Annotated in this window: 18 protein-coding genes and 5 tRNA genes; 17 read left to right on the plus strand and 6 right to left on the minus strand. The window is 42.3% G+C overall.

All coding sequences use genetic code 11. The annotated features are described in order from the left end of the window. Positions 1-5: 5 nt before the first annotated feature. Genes G5B43_RS14240 through G5B43_RS14255 form a run of 4 tightly spaced genes read right to left on the minus strand, consistent with a single transcriptional unit; the run spans position 6 to position 6,779 of the window. Complete coding sequence (locus G5B43_RS14240; protein WP_165295465.1) at positions 6-2,405, minus strand: ABC transporter permease; 2,400 nt, start codon at positions 2,403-2,405, stop codon at positions 6-8. A gap of 28 nt (positions 2,406-2,433) precedes the next feature. Further along, positions 2,434-4,815, minus strand: a complete 2,382-nt coding sequence (locus tag G5B43_RS14245) for an FtsX-like permease family protein (RefSeq protein WP_165295466.1) — start codon at positions 4,813-4,815, stop codon at positions 2,434-2,436. Positions 4,816-4,832: 17 nt separating this feature from the next. Further along, positions 4,833-5,510, minus strand: coding sequence for an ABC transporter ATP-binding protein (locus G5B43_RS14250; RefSeq protein WP_165295467.1), 678 nt, complete (start codon positions 5,508-5,510; stop codon positions 4,833-4,835). Between the two features lie 12 nt (positions 5,511-5,522). Further along, on the minus strand, positions 5,523-6,779 hold the full coding sequence (locus G5B43_RS14255; RefSeq protein WP_165295468.1) for an efflux RND transporter periplasmic adaptor subunit: 1,257 nt from the start codon (positions 6,777-6,779) through the stop codon (positions 5,523-5,525). Positions 6,780-7,671: 892 nt separating this feature from the next. Between G5B43_RS14255 and G5B43_RS14260 the strand changes: the two genes are divergently transcribed. The 4 genes from G5B43_RS14260 to G5B43_RS14275 are packed head-to-tail and all read left to right on the plus strand — an operon-like array spanning position 7,672 to position 12,242. Continuing rightward, positions 7,672-8,997, plus strand: coding sequence for a TolC family protein (locus tag G5B43_RS14260; RefSeq protein ID WP_165295469.1), 1,326 nt, complete (start codon positions 7,672-7,674; stop codon positions 8,995-8,997). Positions 8,998-9,025: 28 nt separating this feature from the next. Continuing rightward, the gene (locus G5B43_RS14265; RefSeq protein ID WP_165295470.1) at positions 9,026-10,393 is read left to right on the plus strand and encodes a sigma-54-dependent transcriptional regulator; all 1,368 of its coding nucleotides are present in this window, start codon (positions 9,026-9,028) and stop codon (positions 10,391-10,393) included. Positions 10,394-10,397: 4 nt separating this feature from the next. Next, positions 10,398-11,723 carry a sensor histidine kinase gene (locus tag G5B43_RS14270; protein WP_165295471.1) on the plus strand — a complete coding sequence of 442 codons (1,326 nt, stop codon included), beginning with the start codon at positions 10,398-10,400 and terminating at the stop codon, positions 11,721-11,723. 27 nt (positions 11,724-11,750) lie between these two features. Further along, on the plus strand, positions 11,751-12,242 hold the full coding sequence (locus G5B43_RS14275) for a hypothetical protein (protein WP_165295472.1): 492 nt from the start codon (positions 11,751-11,753) through the stop codon (positions 12,240-12,242). A gap of 204 nt (positions 12,243-12,446) precedes the next feature. Here the strand turns inward: G5B43_RS14275 and G5B43_RS14280 are convergent, their stop codons facing one another. Beyond that, complete coding sequence (locus tag G5B43_RS14280; RefSeq protein WP_240904873.1) at positions 12,447-13,613, minus strand: BamA/TamA family outer membrane protein; 1,167 nt, start codon at positions 13,611-13,613, stop codon at positions 12,447-12,449. A gap of 296 nt (positions 13,614-13,909) precedes the next feature. Here G5B43_RS14280 and G5B43_RS14285 point away from each other — a divergent pair. The 8 genes from G5B43_RS14285 (at position 13,910) to nusG (ending at position 16,674) form a co-directional block, all read left to right on the plus strand. Then, a tRNA-Thr gene (locus G5B43_RS14285) sits at positions 13,910-13,982 on the plus strand. A gap of 26 nt (positions 13,983-14,008) precedes the next feature. Then, a tRNA-Tyr gene (locus tag G5B43_RS14290) sits at positions 14,009-14,092 on the plus strand. 66 nt (positions 14,093-14,158) lie between these two features. Beyond that, positions 14,159-14,231 (plus strand) — tRNA-Gly (locus G5B43_RS14295). Between the two features lie 89 nt (positions 14,232-14,320). Beyond that, a tRNA-Thr gene (locus tag G5B43_RS14300) sits at positions 14,321-14,392 on the plus strand. Positions 14,393-14,468: 76 nt separating this feature from the next. Next, a complete protein-coding gene (gene tuf / locus G5B43_RS14305; protein ID WP_165295473.1) occupies positions 14,469-15,656 on the plus strand; it encodes an elongation factor Tu in 1,188 nt (395 codons plus the stop codon). 160 nt (positions 15,657-15,816) lie between these two features. Continuing rightward, positions 15,817-15,888, plus strand: a tRNA-Trp gene (locus G5B43_RS14310). Positions 15,889-15,913: 25 nt separating this feature from the next. After that, the gene (gene secE, locus G5B43_RS14315) at positions 15,914-16,108 is read left to right on the plus strand and encodes a preprotein translocase subunit SecE (RefSeq protein ID WP_165295474.1); all 195 of its coding nucleotides are present in this window, start codon (positions 15,914-15,916) and stop codon (positions 16,106-16,108) included. Between the two features lie 20 nt (positions 16,109-16,128). After that, complete coding sequence (gene nusG / locus G5B43_RS14320; protein WP_130143186.1) at positions 16,129-16,674, plus strand: transcription termination/antitermination protein NusG; 546 nt, start codon at positions 16,129-16,131, stop codon at positions 16,672-16,674. A 58-nt stretch (positions 16,675-16,732) separates the two neighbouring features. Here the strand turns inward: nusG and katG are convergent, their stop codons facing one another. Continuing rightward, positions 16,733-19,030, minus strand: a complete 2,298-nt coding sequence (katG, locus tag G5B43_RS14325) for a catalase/peroxidase HPI (protein WP_165295475.1) — start codon at positions 19,028-19,030, stop codon at positions 16,733-16,735. Between the two features lie 275 nt (positions 19,031-19,305). Between katG and rplK the strand changes: the two genes are divergently transcribed. The 5 genes from rplK to rpoB all read left to right on the plus strand — a co-directional run bounded on the left by rplK (position 19,306) and on the right by rpoB (position 25,418). Further along, a complete protein-coding gene (gene rplK, locus G5B43_RS14330) occupies positions 19,306-19,749 on the plus strand; it encodes a 50S ribosomal protein L11 (protein WP_165295476.1) in 444 nt (147 codons plus the stop codon). Positions 19,750-19,771: 22 nt separating this feature from the next. Next, positions 19,772-20,470 carry a 50S ribosomal protein L1 gene (gene rplA, locus G5B43_RS14335; RefSeq protein ID WP_165295477.1) on the plus strand — a complete coding sequence of 233 codons (699 nt, stop codon included), beginning with the start codon at positions 19,772-19,774 and terminating at the stop codon, positions 20,468-20,470. A gap of 2 nt (positions 20,471-20,472) precedes the next feature. Further along, on the plus strand, positions 20,473-20,991 hold the full coding sequence (rplJ, locus tag G5B43_RS14340) for a 50S ribosomal protein L10 (protein ID WP_165295478.1): 519 nt from the start codon (positions 20,473-20,475) through the stop codon (positions 20,989-20,991). A 76-nt stretch (positions 20,992-21,067) separates the two neighbouring features. Further along, positions 21,068-21,445, plus strand: coding sequence for a 50S ribosomal protein L7/L12 (rplL, locus tag G5B43_RS14345; protein ID WP_148919277.1), 378 nt, complete (start codon positions 21,068-21,070; stop codon positions 21,443-21,445). A 163-nt stretch (positions 21,446-21,608) separates the two neighbouring features. Further along, positions 21,609-25,418 (plus strand): DNA-directed RNA polymerase subunit beta, encoded by a 3,810-nt coding sequence (gene rpoB / locus G5B43_RS14350; protein WP_165295479.1) that lies wholly within the window; start codon positions 21,609-21,611, stop codon positions 25,416-25,418. The last annotated feature ends 63 nt before the right edge of the window (positions 25,419-25,481 follow it).

Here is a 25,481-nt window from a genome sequence, read left to right on the forward strand (position 1 = left end):
AGCTGTTATTCGTCTCTTAAATTTTCCGCGATATTTGTTCGGGATACTTTTAGGATGTTGATACATATCGTGCATGTAGCGACGACAAGTACACTGCCTGCCGCTACCGCAAACAGCCATCCGCTTAGCGAAATACGGTAGGCAAAGTTCTGTAACCACACGTCAGCGACCCACCAGCCCAATGGAATAGCGACCACGACAGCAACGGCAATGAGCCGCATAAAATCTTTCCCTAATAAAAAGCCGAGATCAGTCGCGTTAGCACCTAATATTTTGCGGATGCTGATTTCTTTCGTACGTCGGCCAATCAGAAACGCAGTTAGGGCAAATAATCCGATAACAGCGATAGCGATTGCCGTAAATCCGAAAAAAGCGACGATACGTTGCAAACGAATATGGCTGCTAAAGAGTTGCTGGAAATTTTCGTCTAAAAAGGAAAACCGGATATCGAATCCCGGCTCGATATTTTTCCAAAGCTGCTCGATCGCTGTCACCTGTTTTCCGATATCACGGCCCTCCAATTTGACTAGTATCGCTCCGCCCGACTGAAATATACAAGCGTCATTTCCGATCGTAAAAACGGCTGGTTGTATCTGCTGTTCCAGCCCAAGTACGTTAAAATCTTTCACGACGCCTACAACTTCCATCGGAATGCTGTCACAATCGGGATAGGTAATATAGGTGCCACCGGCTTGTTGAAGCCCGAGCTTCATCGCGGCCGTTTCGTTGATAATGGCCGAGCGCGTATGTTGATCGTTGTAGCTATCCGTGAACAGTCTGCCGTCGATAAGCTTGATGTCCAATGTCTCAAAATAATCTTTACTTACTTTGACTGATCCAAGACGGTGTAACTCGCCCCTATATTTAAAATTCATCGTTGATGTGTCGGAGAATTGGTCGCCGGGAACCTTGGTAGTCTTTGCTACGGTTTGTACACCAGGTATACTTAGAAGGCTGTTCTTGACTTGCTCGAAATTATCTTCTCTCGTCTTCATCATTAGCGCCTGTATGCGTAATACCTGTTCACCGGAAAACCCCTTGTCAAATCGCTGCATGTAATTTAGTTGACGATCGACTATAACAATCCCAATGATAAAAAAAGCAGCGACGGCAAATTGTATTATAATCAATCCGTTGCGGAGGGCAGCTCCCTTCTTTCCACTAGAATAATCTCCTTTCAGCACTTTGGTCGTATTGTAACGAGAAAGGAAGACGGCGGGATATAAACCAGAAAGTAAAATGACGACAATCAAGCATAATATAACCTGTGTAACGATATCCCATGAAAATTGGGCATCGAAAAGACGTAAGGAGATCTGGAATTCCCGGTTGAAATAGGGTAAGGCGATATGTAAAAGCAGGATAGCAATTCCTAATGCAATAAGACACTGAATAGCGATTTCGCCCATGAACTGCCAGAATAATCTTGCTTGGCTAGAACCCAATACCTTCTTCACACCCACTTCTTTAGCCCGTTTTAAGGAAGAAGCAATGGACAGATTACTGAAATTAACGGCTCCTGCAAATAGGAGCAATATTGCCAATACCAGCAAAATGGAAATATGAGCGATATTGCTGTTTCCATATTTTGGAAAATTGTGGATATCATGTACTGCGTCGACAAACAGACCTTCCTGACCTCTCGATTTATGGAACGCTTCATAGGTCATATTTTTGTCTTTCATCAGTCTATCGGTATAGTAAATCCGATCGATTGCAGATTCCACCTCCTCGCCCGATATAAGACTTTTGGTTTTGACATACGTGTAATAGGACCAGTTTCCCCAGTGGTAATTGTCGGTTTCATATGGCGAACGATATACCATTTGAATATTCAGATGTGTAGGTCCTTGGGGAGGTTCCATGACAGCGGTTACCTCGCGTTCGAAAGAGTTGAATACTTTAATCGTTTTTCCGATAGGATTTTCCTGTCCAAACAGTTTCCTTGCGATAGCTGCACTGATGACCATGGCATTCGGTTTGTGCAGCGGGGTAAGCGGATCACCATCGATGATTTTATAGGGGAATACTTGAAAAAATAACGAGTCGGCAGATATCGTCCCACTTTGCGATATTACTTTATCTTCCACAGATAAAGGTATTTCAAATGTTACATCGGTAGAAATTTTTGTAGCACTCTCGATCTGGGAGGCGTTGTCTCGTAATAAAGCTGCTAAAGGCGCCTGTGTATTCGGGGAAATATCGTCGTCGGAATCACGAATGGAAACCTTAAACACTTTTTCAAGTTCCGGATCCCAACGGTCATAGCTTAGTTCATAATTGAGGTAGAGTAAAATCACCAGAAAGCTCGTTAGCCCGACTGATAAACCTAAGATATTAATGGCTGCGTAGCCCTTGTTTTTCCAGAGGGTACGGAAAGTGTATTTTATATAGTTCTTTAGCATGGTTTATACTTTAGATCATCCTTCTTACTTACTCATCTCTTAAACTATCCACCGGGTTCGCCCGCGCTGCCTTAATGGCTAATGTACTGACCGTAAACAGAGCAATTAAAATAGCGAGAAGACCCGCGATGAAAAATGTCCACCACTGTATGTTTATCCTATAGACAAAATCCTGTAACCATTGATGCATAATCCACCAGGCAATCGGAGAGGCGACGACGATGGCCAAGATGACCAATTTTAAAAAATCTTTCGACAGCATCGTGGCAATTGTGGCAGCCGAAGCACCCAATACTTTTCGAATACCAATTTCTTTTTGTCTTTGTATTGTGGCAAAAGAAACTAACCCGAACAATCCTAAACAAGCGATGAAAATAGCCAATCCGGAAAATAAAGCCGTTAATGTTGCGGCGCGCTTTTGTTGGACAAATTTTAACGCATACGCTTCATCCGCAAAACGAATGTCTACTGGATAATCCGGATTGTATTTTTTTAGTGTAGCTTGAAGTCTATCCATATTGGAGAGTAGGCTGTTCGAGGTATTCAATCGGATATGTATATAGCTAAAATAGCTGGCGGGGCCTTTCACCATCATAGGCTCGATGTCCTGATAAGGTGATTCCAATATAAAATCCGCTATGATACCTACCACGTTCCATGTTGTCTCGTATATCGTTCCTTTGCCCTCTATAATAGCGGTGCCTAGCGGATTTGTGAGCCGCATGCGCTTAACAGCGGTTTCATTTAATAATACGGCATTGGAGTCGGAGGGGTGGGTGTAAATATCAATGTCTCTTCCAGCTAGCAATTTTATCCCTATCGTTTGTGTGAAACTGGCATCCGTACTCATGGTGTTAAAGGTTACGTCAAAGTCTTCCGGTTGCGCATTGGGCCAGGAATAACCCCAGCTATTACTACTGTAAGATGTGATACGTCCCGCCGATTTAACGACACCACTGGCTATTCCCTGCTGTATCAGTTCATTGCGTATTACTTCGTAGTTTTTTCGTAGGCCGCCTTCCAAGGCAATGTAAACCAAATTGTTTCGGTCATAACCGCTATCACGATCCTTCCCGTGGCGTATCTGCTGGCTGATGATAATCGTGCAGATGCCGAGACAGATGGAGATGGTAAACTGGAGTGTTACTAATACCTTCCGGGGTTTGAAATTTCCCTTGGCTGACACGAGATTACCTTTCAGGGTCCTGATTGGCTCAAAAGCGGACAATACGAACGCGGGGTATATACCTGCACCAAGCGTAGTAGTACCGATTACAGCCGCAAAAAGCATCCAAAATACAATGGGCTGGTCGTATAGGCTGATGTCGCTGTTGATAAGACTGTTTAAGAATGGGAGCCCTACGGCGGTAAGTAATAAGGCTACGATGCCTGCCAAGAGTGTTATTATAAATGACTCCAATAAAAACTGCTGAACAAGTGTCTTCTTCGAGGCGCCGACGACTTTGCGGACACCAACTTCTTTAGCTCTTCTCTCCGCCCCAGCGGTGCTGAGGTTGACGAAGTTAATACAGGCAATGATCAGAATGAATATTCCGATTAAAGCAAATATACGTAAGTTGATAATATGACCAGCTACCATCTTTCCGTTCTCCGATTTATTATACAGATGCCAACGGTCTGCTGGATAGAGATAAATACTCGCTTTTACCTGATCGTTGGTATGGTTCTTCACCAGATCGGCAATATTTCGATTGGTTGAAGACAGGGAAACGCCCTCTTTTAGCAAGGCGTATGTTTGGTGATTATAGCTTGTCCAAGAATCATTGAATGTCCAGCCGGCGGTGGTTAGAAAACCCCACGAACAGAAGAAATCGTTTCCATGAAATGTGGAATTACTTGGGATATCTTCGATAACACCATGCACAGTCATAGGAGCTATTGTATCTATTTTTACTATTTCTCCTATCACCTGCGTATGCCCAAACATTTTTCTCGCTAAAGATTCTGTCAGCACAATAGCGTCGGGCCTTGTGAGGGAAGTCTCTGGATTCCCTACTAAAAACAGAAAATCAAATAATTTGAAAAATCCAGAATCGCATGCCATACCGGAAGCTTTAAAACGTTTTTCGCCGTCATGGAGAAGGTGATTGAGGGTAGCGGTCCTAACGACTTCTTCGAGCTCCGGATGCTCCTGTTTTAGGATGGGGCCAAGTACGGCGGGCGTAGCACCCCATGTGTGGGCTTTACCCTCAAATGTGTCGAGCGTATACACTTGAGATAGGCGATCGGTTTTCGAGTAAAAGCGATCGTATTGTACTTCAGCGTTTACCCACAACCCGATGATGAGCGATATGCTTATACCCAACGCTAAACCAAGGATATTGATGATGGATTTCCCTTTGTTTTTCAAAAGGTTTCTCCAAGCTATTTTGAAATGGTTCTTTATCATGATGACGAAGTAAGGCATTACACATGCGCTGTTTCCATAATGACCTGCCCGTCCAACATACGAATGACGCGGTCGGCGAATTTGGCATCATGCTCACTGTGTGTTACCATCACGATGGTTGTGCCGGCTTCGTTCAATTCGGTTAATAACTGCATGACCTCGTTACCATTGTTTGAATCCAGATTACCGGTTGGCTCATCGGCTAAGATAAGCTTTGGATTGTTCACAACTGCCCGAGCAACGGCTACACGTTGCTGTTGGCCTCCTGATAGCTGTTGTGGAAAGTGATTGCGCCGATGCATAATCTGCACTTTTTCCAATACCTCTTCTACACGACGTTTGCGTTCCGCAGCGGGTACTTTCGTGTAAACTAATGGAAGTTCGACATTTTCGAACACGGTCAGTTCATCAATGAGGTTAAAACTTTGAAAGACGAAACCAATATTGTGTTTGCGCAGATTGGAACGATTGCTCTCCTTGAATTTAGCCACTTCCGTGCCGTTGAATAGATAGCTCCCTTCATCCAAATCATCTAATAGTCCGACGATATTTAACAGGGTTGACTTGCCACAACCGGAAGGTCCCATGACAGCCACAAATTCACCTTCTTTTACGTGGATGCTCACATTGTTCAATGCGACTGTTTCTACCTCTTCGGTGCGGTAATATTTCTGTAGGTTGGTTATTTTTATCATGCTTTGTAATAACTAGTTCGATCTAACATTCAATTCCTGTATCTTGTCGTACGTTTCATAACTTGAAACGATAACTTTATCGCCGGGTTGTAAACCTCCAATTACTTCGTAATATTCTGGATTCTGACGTCCGAGTTGTATATCTGCCCGGTAGGCGGTATTTCCGTTCTTATCCAATTTGAAAATCCAATTTCCGCCTGTCTGTTGGTAGAAGCCTCCTTTTGCCAGTAGCAATGCTTTTGTTTCGTCGCTCAATGCCAAACGGATTTGCAAAGTCTGCCCGCGACGTACACTGGTAGGTGTTTCCCCAACAAAATCCATATCCACTTGAAAGCGTCCGTTCGTCACTTGTGTGTATACTTTTTTAATTTTCAGTTTATAGACCTTTCCACTCAGGGTGAATTCGCCAATCTGTTCCGTAAAGATACGATTGATGTAGTGTTCATCAATGTCAGCGCGTACTTTAAAACCCGTCAGAACGTCAATTTGGCCGAGCCGTTCTCCAGCGTTTTTGTTTTGACCGATTTCTGCATCAAAAGATGTCAGCTGTCCGTCAACGGGCGCGCGAACAATAAGATCGTCTACTTTCTTCCGCATGAGGTCTAATGCGCTTTGCGTACGTTCGTATGTCTTTTGGTCCTGAAGGGCTTTCTGGTTATTGGAAATGGAGTCCTGGCGGAGGATTTGTTTTGTCAAAGTTACACGTTGCTTTTGATAGTTGTATTCGTTTACTGATTTTTCGTATTCCTGCGATCCGATAGCTTTTTCCTTGTATAATTTTTGGTTTAAATTATACACGCGCTCCGCTTCTCGGAATGCTTGTTGCACATCCGCCATTTGATTACGGTTGTTGATCGTCATTTGCTCCGCATTCGTACGGGCAATCTGTGCTTGTGTCAAGAGATTGAGCACTTGGGTTTCTTGCTGGACGAGACTCAGTTCTTGGTCTGTATTTGCCAGCCGCATAATCGGGTCGCCCTTTTTTAAGGTCGCACCATCTTCGACATATTTTTCTTCTACACGTCCACCCACAGAAGCATCTAGATAGATACTGCTAATGGGAAGTACCATTCCGTTAATCGGAATAAATTCTTGAAAGGTACCTTCTTTTACCTCGGCAATACTGATGCGGTCGGTATCAACGTTCAAACGGCTGTTTCCACTCGTAAAATAGTAGCTTGCACCGATTAAGATGATGATCCCAGCAATACCGGCTCCCGTTAAGATCCTCTTGCTGTTCCATTTCTTCTGCTGTATTGGTCTGTCCATTAAAAAAATAAAAATTTATGCCCTACACTTTTGTCCATACAATGTTATGCCAATATCTTAAGTTGTTTATTTATAAGTGTTTATTTTGTATAGATCCATAAAGGTGTTCGTATTCGGACAGTATGTTGTTCGGTGGTGAACAGGAATAAGGAATAGGGACAAAAGGAATTTCTAAGGCTTCCAAGCCCATTGAGGAGAGCAAGGAAGCCAATAGAAATAGAGAGAGAAATAGAAAAGTATATTTTTACAATGATTATTTAGAATCATTTTAAACTGCTGTAAAGATGATGGTTATTTAGAAGTATTCCAAATAAAATGTGACGTATAAGGAAATTGTTGTTTAAGAATTGGAAATAATACTTGTATGTTCTTTTTTTCCGCAAAAAAGAACCAAAAATCTCGTCGCTTCGAATTTTTGAGTAGAGGGAGAGTGCAAAGAATGAGTTTCTACAAACCTCAAAATTCGGATGCGACATAATCGGTTAATTTTGGGATAGTACATTTCATGATGAGTTATAACTTGTGAGCTATAGCGTAAATGAACCTGGTCAAAGATTGGATGTGGTGAAGCGGGGTAAAATGACCTAGCATTGTTCCGGGGCTAGCTTTACGCAGGCTATTCCGTTAAAAACAGAATGTGTTTGACCGAAGGGAGTTCCATTCTGTTTAGGAATAGACCAGTAAAGGTAGCGGAACCTTGCAAGTCTTGACTTTTTTTTGCTTCGTTTTTTTGTGTCAAGACAAAAAAATGAAGGACTCGGTTCATGTTCGTTGATGAACAAAAACTGTTCGATAGCGGACACGTCGCCCCATTTATGTTTTCTATTATATTCTATTATAGTCTTTTATATTTTTGGCACGTGCTATGGAAACGATAGTAAAAACATGGTGCATGAAGAATCTTTTTATTGTTACTGTTGTGTTTATAATTAGTTATAGCAGCGCTATTTCGGTGGTGGGACAAACGCATACAAGTTTGTCCTTAACCGAATGCGTACAATTGGCGATTGAGCATAATCCAACATTGAAGCAAACGGAATTGAATTTATATCGAAATGAGGTAAATTATAAGCAAGCACGTTATAATCGATTACCATCTTTGGAAGGAAATATAGACCATGGTTACAACGAAGGACGCAGTGTTAATGCCACAACTAATCAATTTGTGAATACGAGCTACTTTTCTGGGGGGCAATCGCTTTATCTTAGTGCACCGATATTCAATGGATTCCAAATTTTACATGACATCCGGCGAAGGGCGAGTGCCCGGGAAGCCGGAAAATTTGAATTCGAGGGTGTTGTGAATGAATTGAAACTGGATGTAATAGAAGCGTATGTATTGGTATTAACGGCACAGGATATGTTGCAGCAAACAGAGGGACAATTGACCGTAACACAGGAAACGGTAGATCGTATGGAGATCATGCAGCGGGAAGGAGCGGCTGATCCCGGAGACTTCTATGATTTAAAAGGGCAATTGCGTACCGATCAAAATCTGTTGGAAACAAACAGACAAGCGCTGTACAACAGACGATTACGTTTAGCGGCTTTATTGAACATGGCTATCGATGAACTGCCCGAACTTGAACCGTTACTATTCTCTATTGATCAGAAGCCTTATTCCGGTGTTGAACTATATCATACAGCCAAGGGTGTCTTACCGCAATTCAAGGCTTTGGATTGGCGTGTCAAGGAAGCCCAACAACAAGTAAAAGTGATGAAATCAGATTATTATCCATCTCTATCATTGTCTGCTGGCATACAGTCTCGTTTTTCAAGCATCGATGACTCCGGTTTTAATTATTGGCAACAGTTTAGAAACTATCCCTCAAAAGGTATTTCATTTAATCTACGTATTCCGATTTTTAACAAAATGAAGGTAAGGACACAGGTGACGCTGGCAAACCTAGATCTGGACGAGGTAAAATGGGAACGGCAGATTCAAGAAAATCAGTTGCGGGAAGAAACCGCAAAAGCCGTGTTTAGTATGAAAACGCTTCGGGAGAACGTCCATAACCTACGGGAGCAAGAACAAAGCTATCAAGAAGCTTTTCGTATTGCGCAAGTGCATTTTGATGCTGGAAATAGCAACTCGGTAATATTTTTAACCGCAAAAAACAAACTGGACCATACCAGAAATGCATTGGTCATTAAACAGTACGAGTGGATAATGCAAAAATATATCAATGATTATTACGCGGGAACGTTAGATTTGTAATACGAAAAAAAGTTACCTTAGTTCTGTAATGAAGAAAGCCTCTATTTTAGTAGTTGATGATGACCAGGATTTGCTAACAGCCGTCCGTATTTTATTAAGACCGAAAGTACAGCAAGTCATCGTTGAACCCAATCCCGAAAATATCCTTCGTACACTGGAACGGAATGCTATTGATATCGTGTTGTTGGATATGAATTTTAAGAGTGTTATCAATACCGGCAATGAGGGATTATTTTGGCTGGGAAAGATCAAAAGCCAATATCCGCATATTAAGGTGGTCATGATTACGGCGTACGGTGCGGTTGATCTCGCGGTGCGGTCACTCAAACAGGGAGCGTCTGATTTTATTGTAAAGCCGTGGCAAAATGAACATCTGCTGCAAACATTGGAAACTGTTTTCGAGGAAACCAAACAAACAAAAGGGCAAGATAAAACGAGTTCACCAGCACTTCGTCAAGACAATGATTTGATAGGTCGTTCGGCGATTATGGAAGATCTACAGTATAAAATGGATAAAGTAGCACCTACAGAAGCCAATATTTTGATACTGGGAGAGAACGGAACAGGAAAAGACTTGATTGCGCAGGCCTTGCACCGACGTTCGTTGCGAGCAAAGCAGGCCTATATTAAAGTAGATGTGGGGGCATTGACCGAAACACTTTTTGAGAGCGAGCTGTTTGGATACAAGAAAGGTGCTTTCACGGATGCGAGAGAGGACAGGCAAGGGCGTTTTGAGGCGGCAAACAGAGGTACATTGTTTTTAGACGAGATCGGCAATATAAGCTTGCAGCAACAGGCAAAGCTATTGAGTGCGCTGCAAAATCGACAAGTCGTACCGTTGGGTTCTTACCAACCTGTTCCGGTGGATATCCGATTGTTGAGTGCAACCAATGTACCGTTAAAAGCTTTGGCTGACGAAAGCAGATTTCGTAAGGATTTGATATACCGCATTAACACAGTGGAGATACAGGTGCCACCGTTACGGGAGCGGGGAGAGGATATCGTGTTGTTGGCTAACCATTTTCTAGATTTTTACAGCCGGAAGTATCATAAAAATATGGAGGGATTTGAGGGTGATGCGGTTCAGAAGTTAAAAACCTATCATTTCCCGGGTAATGTTCGCGAACTTCAATACAGTATAGAACGTGCGGTTATTATGGCGGAGCAACAAAGTATACGGGATAGCGACATTTTATTTTCTCCGATTGAGCAAGCGATCCAAGAGAGTAGTAAATTGAGTGAACCAACTTATGCTAATCAGAGCTTAGAAGAGATGGAGCGTCATGCCATTCAGTCTGCAATCGAACGCTACAATGGCAATATCAGTAAGGCAGCGCGGGAATTAGGATTAACAAGGGCAGCATTGTATAGACGGATGGAGAAATATAATATTTGACAGCATGGGGCGGTTGAGGGATTTTTTCTTCTGGAAGATATTGTTCTTGCTATTCATAGCGGTGGGGGTAGCCTATTTATCCTTTCAAAAATGGTATTTACCTGCAACAATAAGCTTTATCGTGCTTTTTATACTTGCCTTTCAATGGTTGGGTAAGCAACGGAAATTAGTTGAGGAAGTACTGGATTTCTCCGAAGCAGTCCGTTATCGTGATTTTACCCGACGGTTTGTCATCAGACATCCTAAATCCACCGAGGGGAAATTGTTCGCTGCGTTTAATGATATTAACGATGTGTATAGGCGGATCAGTATGGATAAGGAAATCCAACATCAATACCTGAATAAGGTACTCAACATGTTGGATTCCGCTATCATTTTTTACCAAGAGGATACCGGGAAGGTGATGTGGATTAATGATGCGTTTAAACAACTCTTTCGAACGCCGCATATTGGAAATATCCATGGACTGATGAAACGTCACCCAGAATTGTATGAAAAAACAATTCACATGAAACTTGGAAAGCAGCAAGTAGAATCAGTGAGCTTGGCGATGGGAAAAATTAAAATACTCATGCATGGTTCCACGTTTTCAACGGAAGAAGGAACTTTTCGGATTGTCGTTTACCAAAATATAAGCGAGGCGATAGACGAAACGGAAACCAGGGCATGGCATAAATTACTACGGGTATTGACGCATGAGATTATGAATTCCATTGCGCCGATCAGCTCATTGGCGGAGACGCTACACGCCCGTTTAGAACACGGATATGGTGAGGAGGATATAGACGACCTTAAGCTTGGTATCTATACGATAAAGCGACGTAGCGAGGGACTTTTACAGTTCGCCAAGAGTTATCGGTTGATTAATAAAGTAGACCAACCTAACTTTGTAGATATACAATTAAAAGTACTTTTCGAAAGTATTTATCAGTTGCTCGAACCTACGTTACTGCAGAAAAGCATCGATTTGGATATCATTTTAAAAGATACGCGCCTAGCTCTTCGTGCGGACGTTAACTTAGTAGAGCAGGCTTTAATTAATCTGCTGCTCAATGCCATGGAAGCGGTTAAAGATTGTGCTGAGCCTTATATCAGTATAACGGGGCTGAAAAGAGACGACCACCTGTTTATCAAAATCCAAGATAATGGACGAGGGATGTCTCCCGATATTCAGGAGCAGATATTTACGCCGTTTTTTACGACCAAGAAATCGGGCAGTGGGGTAGGGTTGACGCTCAGTAAGCAAATTATGCTCCTGCACAAAGGAAACCTTTTTGTAGAAAGTGAAGAAGGGAAAGGGAGCACATTTTCGTTGCAGTTTATGTCGTAACTTCATCCTAAATATTACCTTTGTAACATGCGCTACTACTGGGATTTGATACGACATTTTTTTGTTTCCAATAGCCGGCACGGTACGCATTCGCCTTTTGTATACGGTTTGGCCTCGAGCGCTATTTATCACGTTTCAAGTGTGCAGCCGCGTATGATGAAAGTTCCATTGGATTTTAATCCCAAATATCGAACCTTACTTTTAGATATATTGATTTATATGAATGTAGAGGAGCTGGGATATCTGGCGCAGTCCAATCAGGCTGAGGCACTGTTTACGAATTTAAAGAACGATGTTGCTGACGAGATAACAGACGCGGTTCGTGCAGGAAAGGTGGTTGTCGTACACGAGCCTTTTCAGACCATCAAAACAAAACGACTATGGCAGCAACTGGTGCAAAGCACGGACGTCGTAGTATCTATCAACCTATTCCACTTTGGTCTGTTAATGTATCGTAAAGAACAGCGAAAAGAAAATTTTCGGTTACGCTATCCGTTTTGGAGTAGGTGGTGGGCATAGCTAATATATCTTCGCCTTTTCTTCGGACAGTGTTCGCCCCTGCTTCGGACAATTACCGTGTTTTTTATTGACATTTTACTGTGCATTTACCGTGTAGACCTCAGTAAATGCACGGTAAATACACGGTAAATTCTCGGTTAATGGGCGAAGAGGGTCCGAAGCATGTTCGATAAAGTAGGGAAAACGTCCGAAGAAAAGCTTGATCTAAAAAGCCTCGCTGATGCTTAAATAAAATCCTGTCTGTCTCTTTTCGCCTGGTCTTTTTTCGCCAAAAGCGTAGTCAAACCGAACAGTACTGTTATGTTCTAAACTAAAGAAATAACGGATGCCGCCGCCAAAGCTTGGCACAAAGCGTAAACCATGTTGTTGGGAGAAGGTGCTACCTGTCCCGCCAAATCCGACAATACCAAGTCGAGGTATAAACCGATATCTTAATTCCAGTTGGGCGGTGGCGTAGTTCTTATCTTTATATCGTCCCAGATAATAGCCACGCATGGTCATGTCTCCTCCCAAATCACGATAGGCGTAAAAGGGAACATTTTCTCCAAAAGTACCACGGTATATCGCTTGTCCAGCGAGCGTTATTTTTGATGAAAGAGCATGAAACCCTCTGATATCAGCTTCCACTTGGCTTCCTACAAAGTTGTCGTCGCCCCAAAAGTGCGGGGCATAAGCATATTTTATGCGAGAATAGAATCCGTTGGTCGTATAGGTGGTGTTGTTTCGTGTGTCGTACAAAGATGATACGCCGAAGGCTAAATACTGGCCGCCCTTTTTTCCTAACACTTCGGGTTGTTCAAAAACACCGCCGGGTTCACGGTCGTTAAACTTAAAATTTTCATATTCCACATTTACACCTGCATACCATTTGGAGACAATTTTTTTTTCTACATCGATCTTTGCCCGCGTGAGTTGATGTTCCAAAAAATCCTCATCGGCCAACCAAGTATCTGATCCAAGGCCATAGAAATTAAAGGGCCAATCCCGATACCGTAGTTCGGATAAAATATGATAATCATTATTTTTGGTCCATATATCGGTAAGCAGTTTGATATTTTTCTGTTTTTTAGTCGTAAGCGTTCCCATAAGTGTTATATTAGACGTTCGGCTGTGTGGGTCGGCTTTATCTAAGTAGAAATTATATGTTCCAGCAATACCGTACTCCACACCGGTTTCCTGAGCATATCCCAAGGCAGGCAAAACGATCAAACTTGCACCACGTGTAGAGTCACTTTCTGCAGAGAGGAATTTTTTTACCATCTTCTTGATAAGCGTCTGTTCTTGTGCATAAGTTGTTGACGATATTAATGTCATTAGCAATGCAGTCAGCAGTAAGGTATTTCCGAAACGTCGTTCTCGTTTTATCAACATAAGTAACTCTCTTGAAAAATGCGGTGCAAGATGTAAATTATTTCCTTGCGTATCAAGTATATGGTGTAAACGGTGGTTTTTTTTTGTAAAATATTTTTGTAGTTTGGTTTGAGTCGCTATCTTTGCCTCATCAAAATCAAATGATTAAAGGTTATTTGAGGCTGGTGGTTAGCGTTCTTTAACACGATAAAAAAGTTTTTAAAAAAACTTGCAAATATCAAAATTAAGTTGGATTTTTGCACTCGCTATCTGGAAAGGTAGGTGTTCTTTGGAGAGTTTTTTAAAATTAAAATATTGCCTCTTTAGCTCAGCTGGTAGAGCAACTGACTTGTAATCAGTAGGTCATTGGTTCGATCCCGATAAGAGGCTCTAAATGCAATTCATTTTGCAGGTTTGGAGGGGTTCCAGAGCGGTCAAATGGGACGGACTGTAAATCCGTTGCTTCGGCTTCGAAGGTTCGAATCCTTCTCCCTCCACCACCCGATTTTAGTGCGTATGTGACGATTTGTGTTTTAGTTACAAGTCGATCAGTCTAAAATCAATCAGCGGAAGTAGCTCAATTGGTAGAGCGATAGCCTTCCAAGCTATAGGTTGCGGGTTCGAGGCCCGTCTTCCGCTCATTTTTAAAGTTTGATTTAAAGTCTCTGTCTTTTTGATGAATTGTCCAAATAGGTAGAGGCTATCATCTGTAGATAGGCTTTTGATAAGCCGAAGTAGCTCAGGGGTAGAGCACTTCCTTGGTAAGGAAGAGGTCGTGGGTTCAAATCCCATCTTTGGCTCAAAAAATATGGAAGTTTATTACTTTTGTAAAGGATTTAATTAAGAAACATTTTATAATTACTAATTCGCATAAACATGGCAAAAGAGAAATTTGACCGGAGTAAACCGCACTTAAATATCGGTACAATCGGTCACGTTGACCACGGTAAAACAACGACTACAGCTGCTATCACTAAAGTATTGGCTGATAAAGGTTTTTCAGAAGCGCGTTCATTTGATTCAATTGACTCTGCTCCTGAAGAAAAAGAGCGTGGTATCACAATCAATACGGCACACGTAGAATACCAAACAGCGAACCGTCACTATGCGCACGTTGACTGTCCTGGTCACGCTGACTATGTGAAAAACATGGTTACTGGTGCTGCACAGATGGACGGAGCTATCATCGTAGTTGCTGCGACTGATGGTCCTATGCCTCAAACTCGTGAGCACATCTTGTTGGCTCGCCAGGTAGGTGTTCCTGCGTTAGTAGTGTTCTTGAACAAAGTTGACTTGGTTGACGACGAAGAGTTGTTAGAGCTTGTTGAAATGGAAGTTCGTGAACTATTATCTTTCTACGAATTCCCAGGTGATGATATCCCTGTAATCAAAGGATCTGCGCTAGGTGCATTGAACGGTGAGCCTGAGTGGGTTGATAAAATCATGGAATTAATGGATGCTGTAGATAACTACATTCCAATTCCTCCACGTTTGACTGATCTTCCTTTCTTGATGCCAATCGAAGACGTATTTTCTATCACAGGTCGTGGTACAGTTGCTACTGGTCGTATCGAAAGAGGTGTAATCAACTCTGGTGACCCAGTTGATATCTTGGGTATGGGTGCTGAGAACTTGAAATCTACTGTAACAGGGGTAGAGATGTTCCGTAAGATTTTGGATTACGGTGAAGCTGGTGACAACGTAGGTTTGTTGTTACGTGGTATTGAGAAAACCGATATCCGTCGTGGTATGGTAATCTGTAAGCCAGGTACAGTAACTCCTCACACAGATTTCAAAGCTGAGGTTTACGTATTGTCGAAAGCTGAAGGTGGTCGTCACACGCCGTTCTTCAATAAATACCGTCCTCAATTCTATTTCCGTACAACTGACGTAACAGGAGAAATCGCGTTGCCAGAAGGTACTGAAATGGTTATGCCTGGTGATAACGTAACAATTACTGTTAAATTGATCAACGCTATCGCTATGGAAAAAGGTCTACGTTTCGCTATCCGTGAAGGTGGTCGTACCGTAGGTGCTGGTCAGGTAACTGAAATCTTGGCGTAATCTTTTAAGATTATCCTAGCATAATAAAAACAAGCTAATTGGCTGAGGCTGGTTAGCTTGTTTTTTTCTACTTGATTAATGTCAGTAAAGTATAAAAAAAGGTAAATAATATTTGCGCTAATAGCGTCGAAACGCTATATTTGCGTCATCAAAAAAACCAAGGGGTATAGTATAATGGTTAGTATAGCGGTCTCCAAAACCGTTGGTCTGGGTTCGAATCCTGGTACCCCTGCTAAAATAATTTAGGTAAACTAAAAATGGCTAAAGTACTTGATTTTATAAAAAGCTCCTATGTCGAGGTTACAGAGAAAGTAACTTGGCCTACTTGGGCGCAATTGCAAAGCTCGGCTGTAGTGGTACTTGTAGCGTCTGTCATTATTGCGTTGTTGATATTTGTGATGGATAAAGCTTCAAGTAATCTATTGGAGTTGTTGTACGGAATTACTTCCTAAATTTATCAGTAAAAAATTTTATGGCAGATCAATCGTTAAAATGGTATGTAGTTCGTGCCGTTAGTGGAAAAGAGAAGAAGGTGAAGCAATATGTAGAGGCTGAGGTAAACCGTTTAGGTATTCAACACTTAGTGCCTCAGGTATTGATCCCAATGGAGAAATACTACCAGATGCGTGACGGAAAGAAGGTTGCGAAAGAGCGTAATTACTACCCTGGATATGTGTTGATCGAAGCGGCGTTGGACGGTGAGATTGAACATGCAATTAAAAACTTGAATAGCGTTATTGGATTCCTAGGTGATAAAGCCGGCAATGCAATCCCTTTACGCCCCGCTGAAGTAAACCGGATTTTAGGTAAAGTAGACGAAATGGCGGAACAAGGCGAAAGCATGAATGTTCCGTATTATGTTGGTGAAACAGTGAAGGTAAACGATGGGCCATTTAATGGTTTTACAGGCGAAATCGAAGAGGTTCATGAAGACAAGAAGAAATTGACAGTGATGGTGAAGGTATTCGGTCGGAAGACACCGCTGGAATTGAACTATATGCAGGTTGAAAAAGAGTAATAGAAATTTTACTACAATATAAAAGGGGTTAATCAATAGCGATTAACCCCTTTATTTTTCATCTTAAATCAAATCGATCCAAATGCATGACCTTGCTCCATGATGCCGCGAAGTCATGAACAAACTTATGCTGTGCATCATCGCTCGCGTAGACTTCGGCAACTGCCCGTAGCTCAGCATTAGAACCGAATACTAAATCGGCACGGGTAGCTGTCCATTTTAGGTCGTTGTTGCTCCGGTCATAACCCTCATATATTTCTCTTTCTTCAGATTGTGCCTTCCATTGCGTACCCATATCCAGCAGGTTAACGAAGAAATCGTTGGTCAATACTCCTGGGCGTGTAGTGAATACTCCGTGTTTTGAGCCATCGTAGTTGGCGTCTAATACACGCAGTCCACCTATAAGGACAGTTAATTCTGGCGCAGTCAACGTTAGCAACTGTGCTCTGTCGATGAGAAAAGCTTCCGTAGGAGTCGCATACCTGGTTTTTATGTAGTTACGGAAACCATCTGCTTTAGGTTCAAGGTGTGTGAAGGATTCTACGTCTGTCTGTTCCTGTGTGGCATCGGTTCTGCCTGGCGAAAATGGGACGGTTATGTGAACACCAGTTGCCTCAGCCGCTTTTTCAACAGCAGCATTTCCTGCCAAGATGATCAAATCGGCAAGCGACACTTTTTTGCTGCTACGTTGAGTATTGTTGAATTCTGTCTGGATATTCTCTAATACATCTAATACCTTGGCTAGTTGTGCGGGGTTGTTTACTTCCCAGTCTTTTTGTGGGATCAGTCGAATGCGGGCGCCGTTGGCGCCTCCACGCTTGTCGCCACCACGGAATGTAGAAGCGGAAGCCCATGCGGTCGATACGAGTTCGGAAACGGTAAGACCGGAGTTCAGAATTTTGGATTTAAGCGTTGCAATATCATCTTCATTAACGAGTTCGTGGTCAGCTTCGGGGACAGGGTCTTGCCAAATAAGGATTTCTTCCGGTATTTCGGGTCCTAGATAACGGGATCGTGGCCCGAGATCACGGTGTGTCAATTTAAACCACGCACGTGCAAAAGCATCTGCAAACTGATCTGGATTTTCTAAAAACCGTCTGGCGATTTTCTCGTATTCGGGATCAAAACGCAAAGCGAGGTCTGTCGTCAGCATTGCGGGCGCATGTTTTTTATCGGGATTATGTGCATCCGGTACGGTGTTAGCACCCATGCCATGTTTAGGCGTCCACTGATGAGCTCCTGCGGGGCTTTTTGTCAACTCCCATTCGTATCCAAATAGATTCCATAAAAAGTTGTTCGTCCATGTTGTCGGTGCGGAAGTCCAGGTCACTTCTAGGCCGCTGGTAATAGTGTCGCTGCCTTTACCTGTACCATAGCTGTTATGCCAACCGAGTCCCTGCGATTCTAGGTCGGCCGCTTCTGGTTCCGGTCCTACGTGATCTGCAGAAGCAGCGCCATGCGTTTTGCCGAACGTATGTCCGCCAGCGATCAGTGCAACTGTTTCTTCGTCATTCATCGCCATTCGACTAAAGGTATCCCGAACGTCAAAGGCTGCCGCGATGGGATCTGGATTGCCGTCTGGCCCTTCGGGATTTACGTAGATAAGTCCCATCTGCACGGCTGCCAGTGGGTTTTCCAAATCACGACTATGTATTTTCCCATCCGCATCGTCATCGGACACTAATACACCATGGTTTTCCTCTACACCTTCAGAACCACGCGCATAACGCTCATCACCACCTAGCCAAGTCGTTTCCTTACCCCAATAGACATCCTCATCCACTTCCCAGACGTCCTCACGTCCTCCTGCGAACCCAAATGTTTTGAAACCCATCGACTCTAAAGCGACGTTGCCGGTCAGAATTAACAGGTCTGCCCAAGAAATTTTATTGCCATATTTTTTCTTAATAGGCCAAAGTAATCTACGTGCTTTATCTAGGCTCACGTTGTCCGGCCAACTGTTTAACGGGGCAAAACGTTGTTGTCCTCGACCGCCACCACCGCGACCGTCTTGTATACGGTAGGTTCCGGCACTGTGCCAGGCCATACGGATGAACAATGGGCCGTAATGGCCAAAATCTGCTGGCCACCAGTCCTGGGAATCTGTCATAAGGGTTTGGAGATCTTTTTTCAGGCCTTCATAATCGAGGCTTTTGAATGCCTCTGCATAATCAAAGTCTTTGTCCATCGGATTTGTCAGCGATGAATGCTGACGCAAAAGGTTGAGCTTAAGTCTGTTTGGCCACCAATCATTGTTTCGTGTCCCGTCACCTCCGATAGGAGCAACTTTCTTTTCCTTGTGTTGCCCTCCACCGTGAAAAGGGCATTTGCTGAGGTCATTTGTGTGGTTATCCATATTATTTTTTATTTGTTTGTTCGGGAGTTGCATATAACACCTACTGGTTATACTCAAATATACGCTTAAAAGAAATTGGATGTTTATTTATAATTTCGATGCCGTATCGGTTTTATTTATATTTTCGTTTTTACTTTTTTTATTTCAAAACTTCTTATTATCTTTGCACCTCGTTTGGTTATATAGTTTTTTATATAGCTTTCGAAAAGAATAAATGTTACGTTATAATGCTTCCAACTTACTAACAAACATTTAACAATTAAATTCAAAACAAAATGGCAAAAGAAGTCAGTGCGTTAGTAAAATTACAAGTAAAGGGCGGTGCTGCGAATCCATCTCCTCCTGTAGGGCCTGCATTAGGTGCTAAGGGGGTGAATATCATGGACTTCTGTAAGCAATTCAACGCTCGTACGCAAGACAAACCAGGGCAAGTACTGCCTGTTGTCATTACAGTTTACAGCGACAAATCATTTGATTTTATCATCAAGACTCCTCCAGTAGCTGTTCAGTTAAAAGATGCAGCGAAACTGAAAAGTGGGTCGGGTGAGCCTAACCGTAAAAAAGTAGCTTCCATTACGTGGGAGCATGTTGAGGCTATCGCCAAAGATAAAATGCCTGATTTGAATGCATTTACTGTAGAGTCTGCTATGAAAATGGTAGCTGGAACAGCACGTAGTATGGGCATTACCGTTTCTGGTAGCGCGCCTTGGAACAATTAATTAACGAAATCAGTTTAAGAAAGTGGCTAGATTAACAAAAAATCAAAAAGCGGCACTATCCAAAATTGAAGCTGGTAAAGCGTACTCTTTAAAAGAAGCAGCAGCTTTGGTTAAAGAGATTACTGCGACGAAATTTGATGCTTCTGTGGATATCGACGTTCGTTTAGGCGTGGATCCCCGTAAAGCAAACCAAATGGTTCGTGGTATCGCTACATTACCTCACGGAACTGGTAAGACCGTACGTGTTTTAGTATTGTGTACTCCTGATAAGGAAGAAGAAGCTAAGGCAGCAGGTGCGGATTACGTAGGTCTTGATGATTATATCAGCAAAATCGAAGGTGGTTGGACTGACGTTGATATCATTATTACTATGCCTAGCGTTATGGCTAAAGTGGGTAAATTAGGACGTATTCTAGGTCCTAGAAACTTAATGCCTAACCCTAAAACTGGAACAGTGACTACGGAAGTAGGTAAAGCTGTAACGGAAGTTAAAGGTGGTAAAATTGATTTCAAAGTCGACAAGACAGGTATCATCCATACTTCAGTGGGTAAAGCGTCGTTCGAGGCAGATAAGATTTATGACAACGCATTAGAGGTACTACAGACTATTGCGCGTCTTAAACCTTCCGCCGCTAAAGGAACATACTTTAGGAGTATTCACATCTCTTCAACCATGAGTCCTAGTATTCATGTGGAGACTAAATCAGTAGCAGGAATTTAATCATGAGAAAAGAAGAAAAACAAGCAATTGTTCAAGCTTTGGCCGAGCAGATTAAATCTTACGGTAATTTCTATATTACGGATACTGCTGATTTATCTGTTGAAAAAGTAAATAACATCCGCCGTAAATGCTTCGAGCAAGGCATTACGATTCAGGTAGCGAAAAACTCCTTGATCGAGAAAGCCCTTATGGAAGCAGGAATCGATTCAGAAGAATTGCGTGGTGTGCTTAAAGGCGCTTCTACAATGATGTTCTCTGAAACGGGAAATGGTCCGGCGAAATTGATCAAACAGTTACGTAAAGAAGGTGATAAGCCTGTTTTAAAAGCAGCTTATATCGAGGAAACTGCGTTCGTAGGAGATAATCAACTAGATGCTCTAGTTAACCTTAAATCCAAAAACGAGCTTATTGCAGACGTTATTGCTTTGCTTCAATCTCCTGCGAAGAATGTTATTTCCGCACTTCAATCAGGTGGAAATACAATTTCAGGTTTGGTAAAAGCTTTAGAAGAAAGAGGTTAACGAACACCTCCAACAGAATGTTCGTGTATTTTTAATTAACAATTTTTATTAAGTACATTCAAAAATTCAAAATAAAATGGCAGATTTAAAACAACTTGCTGAACAGTTGGTTAACTTAACAGTAAAAGAAGTTAAAGAGTTAGCTGATATCCTAAAAGACGAGTATGGTATCGAGCCTGCTGCTGCAGCTGTTGCAGTTGCTGGTCCTGCTGCTGGTGGCGACGCTCCTGCTGCTGAAGAGAAAACTTCATTTGACGTGATCTTGAAAGAAGCTGGTGGCCAAAAATTAGCAGTAGTTAAATTGGTTAAAGACTTAGCTGGTTTAGGGTTGAAAGAAGCTAAAGATTTAGTGGATGGTGCACCTAAGGAATTGAAAACTGGTGTTTCAAAAGACGAAGCTGAAGCTTTGAAAAAACAATTGGAAGAAGCTGGAGCTGTTGTTGAGATCAAATAATCTCACCATAGAAAAGCACCTTAACGGTTTAGACTCTGTCAATATATTGCCAGAGTCTATTCCTGTTTATATTATTACATGTATCAGATGGATGCTGACATCTGATAAAAACATGATTACAGCATAGTTGGCTCAGTTTTTTTAAACTAAAATACTTATTCCCTTGGCAAACAATAATATTCAAAACGAAAGAGTAAATTTTGCTACAAGTAAGAAGGTTATCGATTATCCCGACTTCTTGGATGTGCAATTGCAATCTTTCAAGGAGTTTTTTCAACTAGAAACTACTTCTGACAACCGCCATCAGGAAGGGCTGTTCAAGGTTTTCTCGGAAAACTTCCCTATTTCTGATTCAAGAAACATCTTTGTGCTCGAGTTTTTGGATTATTTCATCGATCCGCCTCGCTACGATATACAAGAGTGTATTGAGCGTGGATTGACCTATAGCGTCCCGCTCAAGGCAAAGTTAAAGTTATCTTGTAACGATGAAGAACATGAGGATTTCGAAACCATTGTACAGGATGTATATTTGGGAACGATTCCTTACATGACGCCAAAAGGTACCTTCGTGATCAATGGTGCTGAACGTGTCATCGTATCCCAGTTACACCGTTCTCCTGGTGTGTTCTTTGGTCAGAGTAGACACACAAATGGTACGAAACTTTATTCTGCAAGGGTAATTCCTTTTAAAGGATCTTGGATCGAATTCGCGACAGACGTAAATAACGTGATGTATGCTTATATCGACCGGAAAAAGAAATTCCCAGTTACTACTTTGTTACGCGCGATCGGTTACGATTCAGACAAGGATATCCTTGAACTATTCGATCTTGCAGATGAGGTTAAAGTTAGTAAATCTGGCCTTAAAAAATATGTTGGTCGTCGTTTAGCGGCCAGGGTATTGAAAAAATGGATCGAGGACTTTGTAGATGAGGATACAGGTGAAGTGGTGTCTATCGACCGTAATGAGATTATCTTAGAACGTGAAACTGTTTTAGAGGAAGACCACATTGAAATGATCATCGATGCAGGAGTAAAATCTATTATCCTGGCTAAAGAAGATGGTGCGAACAATGCGGACTACTCCATTATATATAATACTTTACAGAAAGATACTTCAAACTCTGAAAAAGAAGCTGTAGAACACATTTATCGTCAGTTGCGTAACGCGGAACCACCAGACGAGGAAACAGCACGTGGTATCATCGACCGTTTGTTCTTCTCGGATAAACGATATGATTTAGGTGATGTAGGACGTTACCGCATTAACCGTAAACTAGGATTGGATACGGCTGACGATACGAAAGTATTGACACGCGAGGACATTATTGCCATCGTGAAGTATCTAATCAATTTGATTAACTCCAAAGCGGAAGTGGATGATATTGACCACTTATCCAATCGTCGTGTACGTACGGTAGGTGAGCAGTTATACGCACAATTTGGAGTCGGTCTTTCCCGTATGGCGCGTACGATTCGCGAGCGGATGAATATTCGTGACAACGAGGTGTTCACACCAACAGATTTGATTAACGCTCGTACGTTGTCGTCCGTTATCAACTCATTCTTCGGAACGAATCAGCTGTCACAATTTATGGATCAAACCAACCCATTGGCGGAAATTACGCATAAGCGTCGTTTATCAGCCTTGGGACCAGGTGGTCTTTCTCGAGAGCGCGCAGGTTTCGAAGTACGTGACGTTCATTATACGCACTACGGTCGTTTATGTACAATCGAAACTCCAGAAGGACCAAACATTGGTTTGATTTCGTCTTTGGCCGTACATGCGAAAATCAACAACCTAGGTTTTATCGAAACCCCTTACCGCCAAGTTCGAGATGGTAAAGTCGTTGTCGATGAGCCGGTGGTGTATTTATCTGCGGAAGATGAAGACGATAAAACGATTGCGCAAGCAAACGCGCAATATGACGATAAAGGTAACTTCGAAGATCCGAAGGTAAAGGCGAGATATGAAGGTGACTTCCCGATTATTGAGCCGGAAAAATTGGATTACATGGACGTTGCTCCTAACCAGATTACCTCTATTGCCGCTTCGCTGATTCCGTTCCTAGAGCATGATGATGCGAACCGTGCGTTGATGGGATCGAACATGCAACGTCAAGCTGTTCCTTTATTGAAACCTCAAGCACCTATTGTGGGTACAGGCTTGGAGGCTCGTGTGGCATCCGATTCTCGTACATTGATCAATGCAGAAGGTGAAGGTGTGGTTGAATATGTGGATGCAAACGAGATTAAAATCCGCTACGAGCGTACAGATAACGACCGTTTGGTATCGTTTGATAATGATGTAAAAACATATACACTCACGAAATTTAAGAAGACCAACCAGAATACTTGTATCAACTTGAAGCCAATCGTTACGAAGGGCCAGAAAGTAACGAAAGGACAGGTGTTGTGTGAAGGTTATGCAACAGAAAACGGTGAGTTGGCACTTGGTCGTAACTTGAAAGTAGCATTCATGCCTTGGCAAGGGTATAACTTTGAGGATGCGATCGTGATCTCTGAGCGTGTTGTATCGCAAGACTTATTTACTTCCTTGCATATTGAGGAGTTTGAATTGGAGGTTCGTGATACCAAACGTGGTGAAGAGGAATTGACATCCGATATCCCTAACGTTTCAGAAGAAGCAACGAAAGATTTAGACGAGAACGGTATTATCCGTGTTGGTGCTGAGGTTAATGGTGGTGATATCTTAATTGGTAAAATTACGCCTAAAGGCGAATCTGATCCGTCACCGGAAGAGAAGTTATTACGTGCTATCTTTGGTGACAAAGCTGGCGACGTAAAAGATGCGTCATTGAAAGCTTCTCCTTCCTTGAAAGGCGTGGTTATCGATACGAAATTGTTCTCCCGTGCGAAGAAAATGTCTAAAGAAGCAGAGAGAAAAGCTTTAGACAAATTAGAAGTTGCACACGATAAAGCAGTAAAAATACTGAAAGATCGCTTGGTGGAGAAATTGTTCACGGTTGTGAATGGCAAAACCAGCCAAGGAGTATATAATGTGTATAAAGAATTATTGGTGCCGAAAGGTGCTAAATTCACCCAGAAAATCTTAATGGATCTGGATTATGCTCATATCAACCCTACTGGATGGACTACCGATGAAGATAAGAATGAATTGATCAAGTTAGCTCTTCATTTTTATAATATTAAAATCAACGAAGAGTTGGGTGCATTCAAAAGAGAGAAATTTGCTATTTCTGTCGGAGATGAGCTCCCATCGGGTATCGTCCAAATGGCGAAAGTTTACGTGGCTAAGAAACGTAAGCTGAAAGTTGGGGATAAGATGGCAGGACGCCACGGTAACAAAGGTATCGTTGCTCGTATCGTTCGTGATGAGGATATGCCGTTCTTGGAAGATGGTACACCGGTAGATATCGTGTTGAATCCACTAGGGGTACCTTCGCGGATGAACCTTGGACAGATCTACGAAACTGTTCTAGGATGGGCAGGTCAGAAACTCGGAACCAAATTTGCAACACCAATTTTTGATGGTGCTGAAATGGATGAGGTGGAAGACTGGATTGCGAAAGCCGGTTTACCAATGTCTGGTAGAACATACCTATATAATGGTTTAACGGGTGAGCGTTTTGACCAGCCGACCACAGTTGGGGTTATCTACATGCTGAAACTAGGTCACATGGTAGATGACAAAATGCACGCACGTTCTATCGGTCCATACTCGTTGATTACACAACAACCATTAGGTGGTAAAGCACAATTCGGTGGTCAGCGTTTTGGTGAGATGGAGGTATGGGCATTGGAGGCGTTTGGTGCGTCAAATATCCTACAAGAGATCTTAACCGTGAAATCAGATGATGTTGTTGGTCGTGCAAAAACTTACGAAGCTATCGTGAAGGGTAACAACCTTCCGACACCATCCGTACCGGAATCGTTCAACGTATTGGTACACGAGTTGCGTGGTTTAGGATTAGATATCACATTGGATTAATAAAATTTAGACCTATCTGTTTTTTAACATGATAGGTCTTACATACATCTTTAAGTTATACAA

Source organism: Sphingobacterium sp. SGR-19, from assembly GCF_011043555.1.
GTDB lineage: Bacteria > Bacteroidota > Bacteroidia > Sphingobacteriales > Sphingobacteriaceae > Sphingobacterium.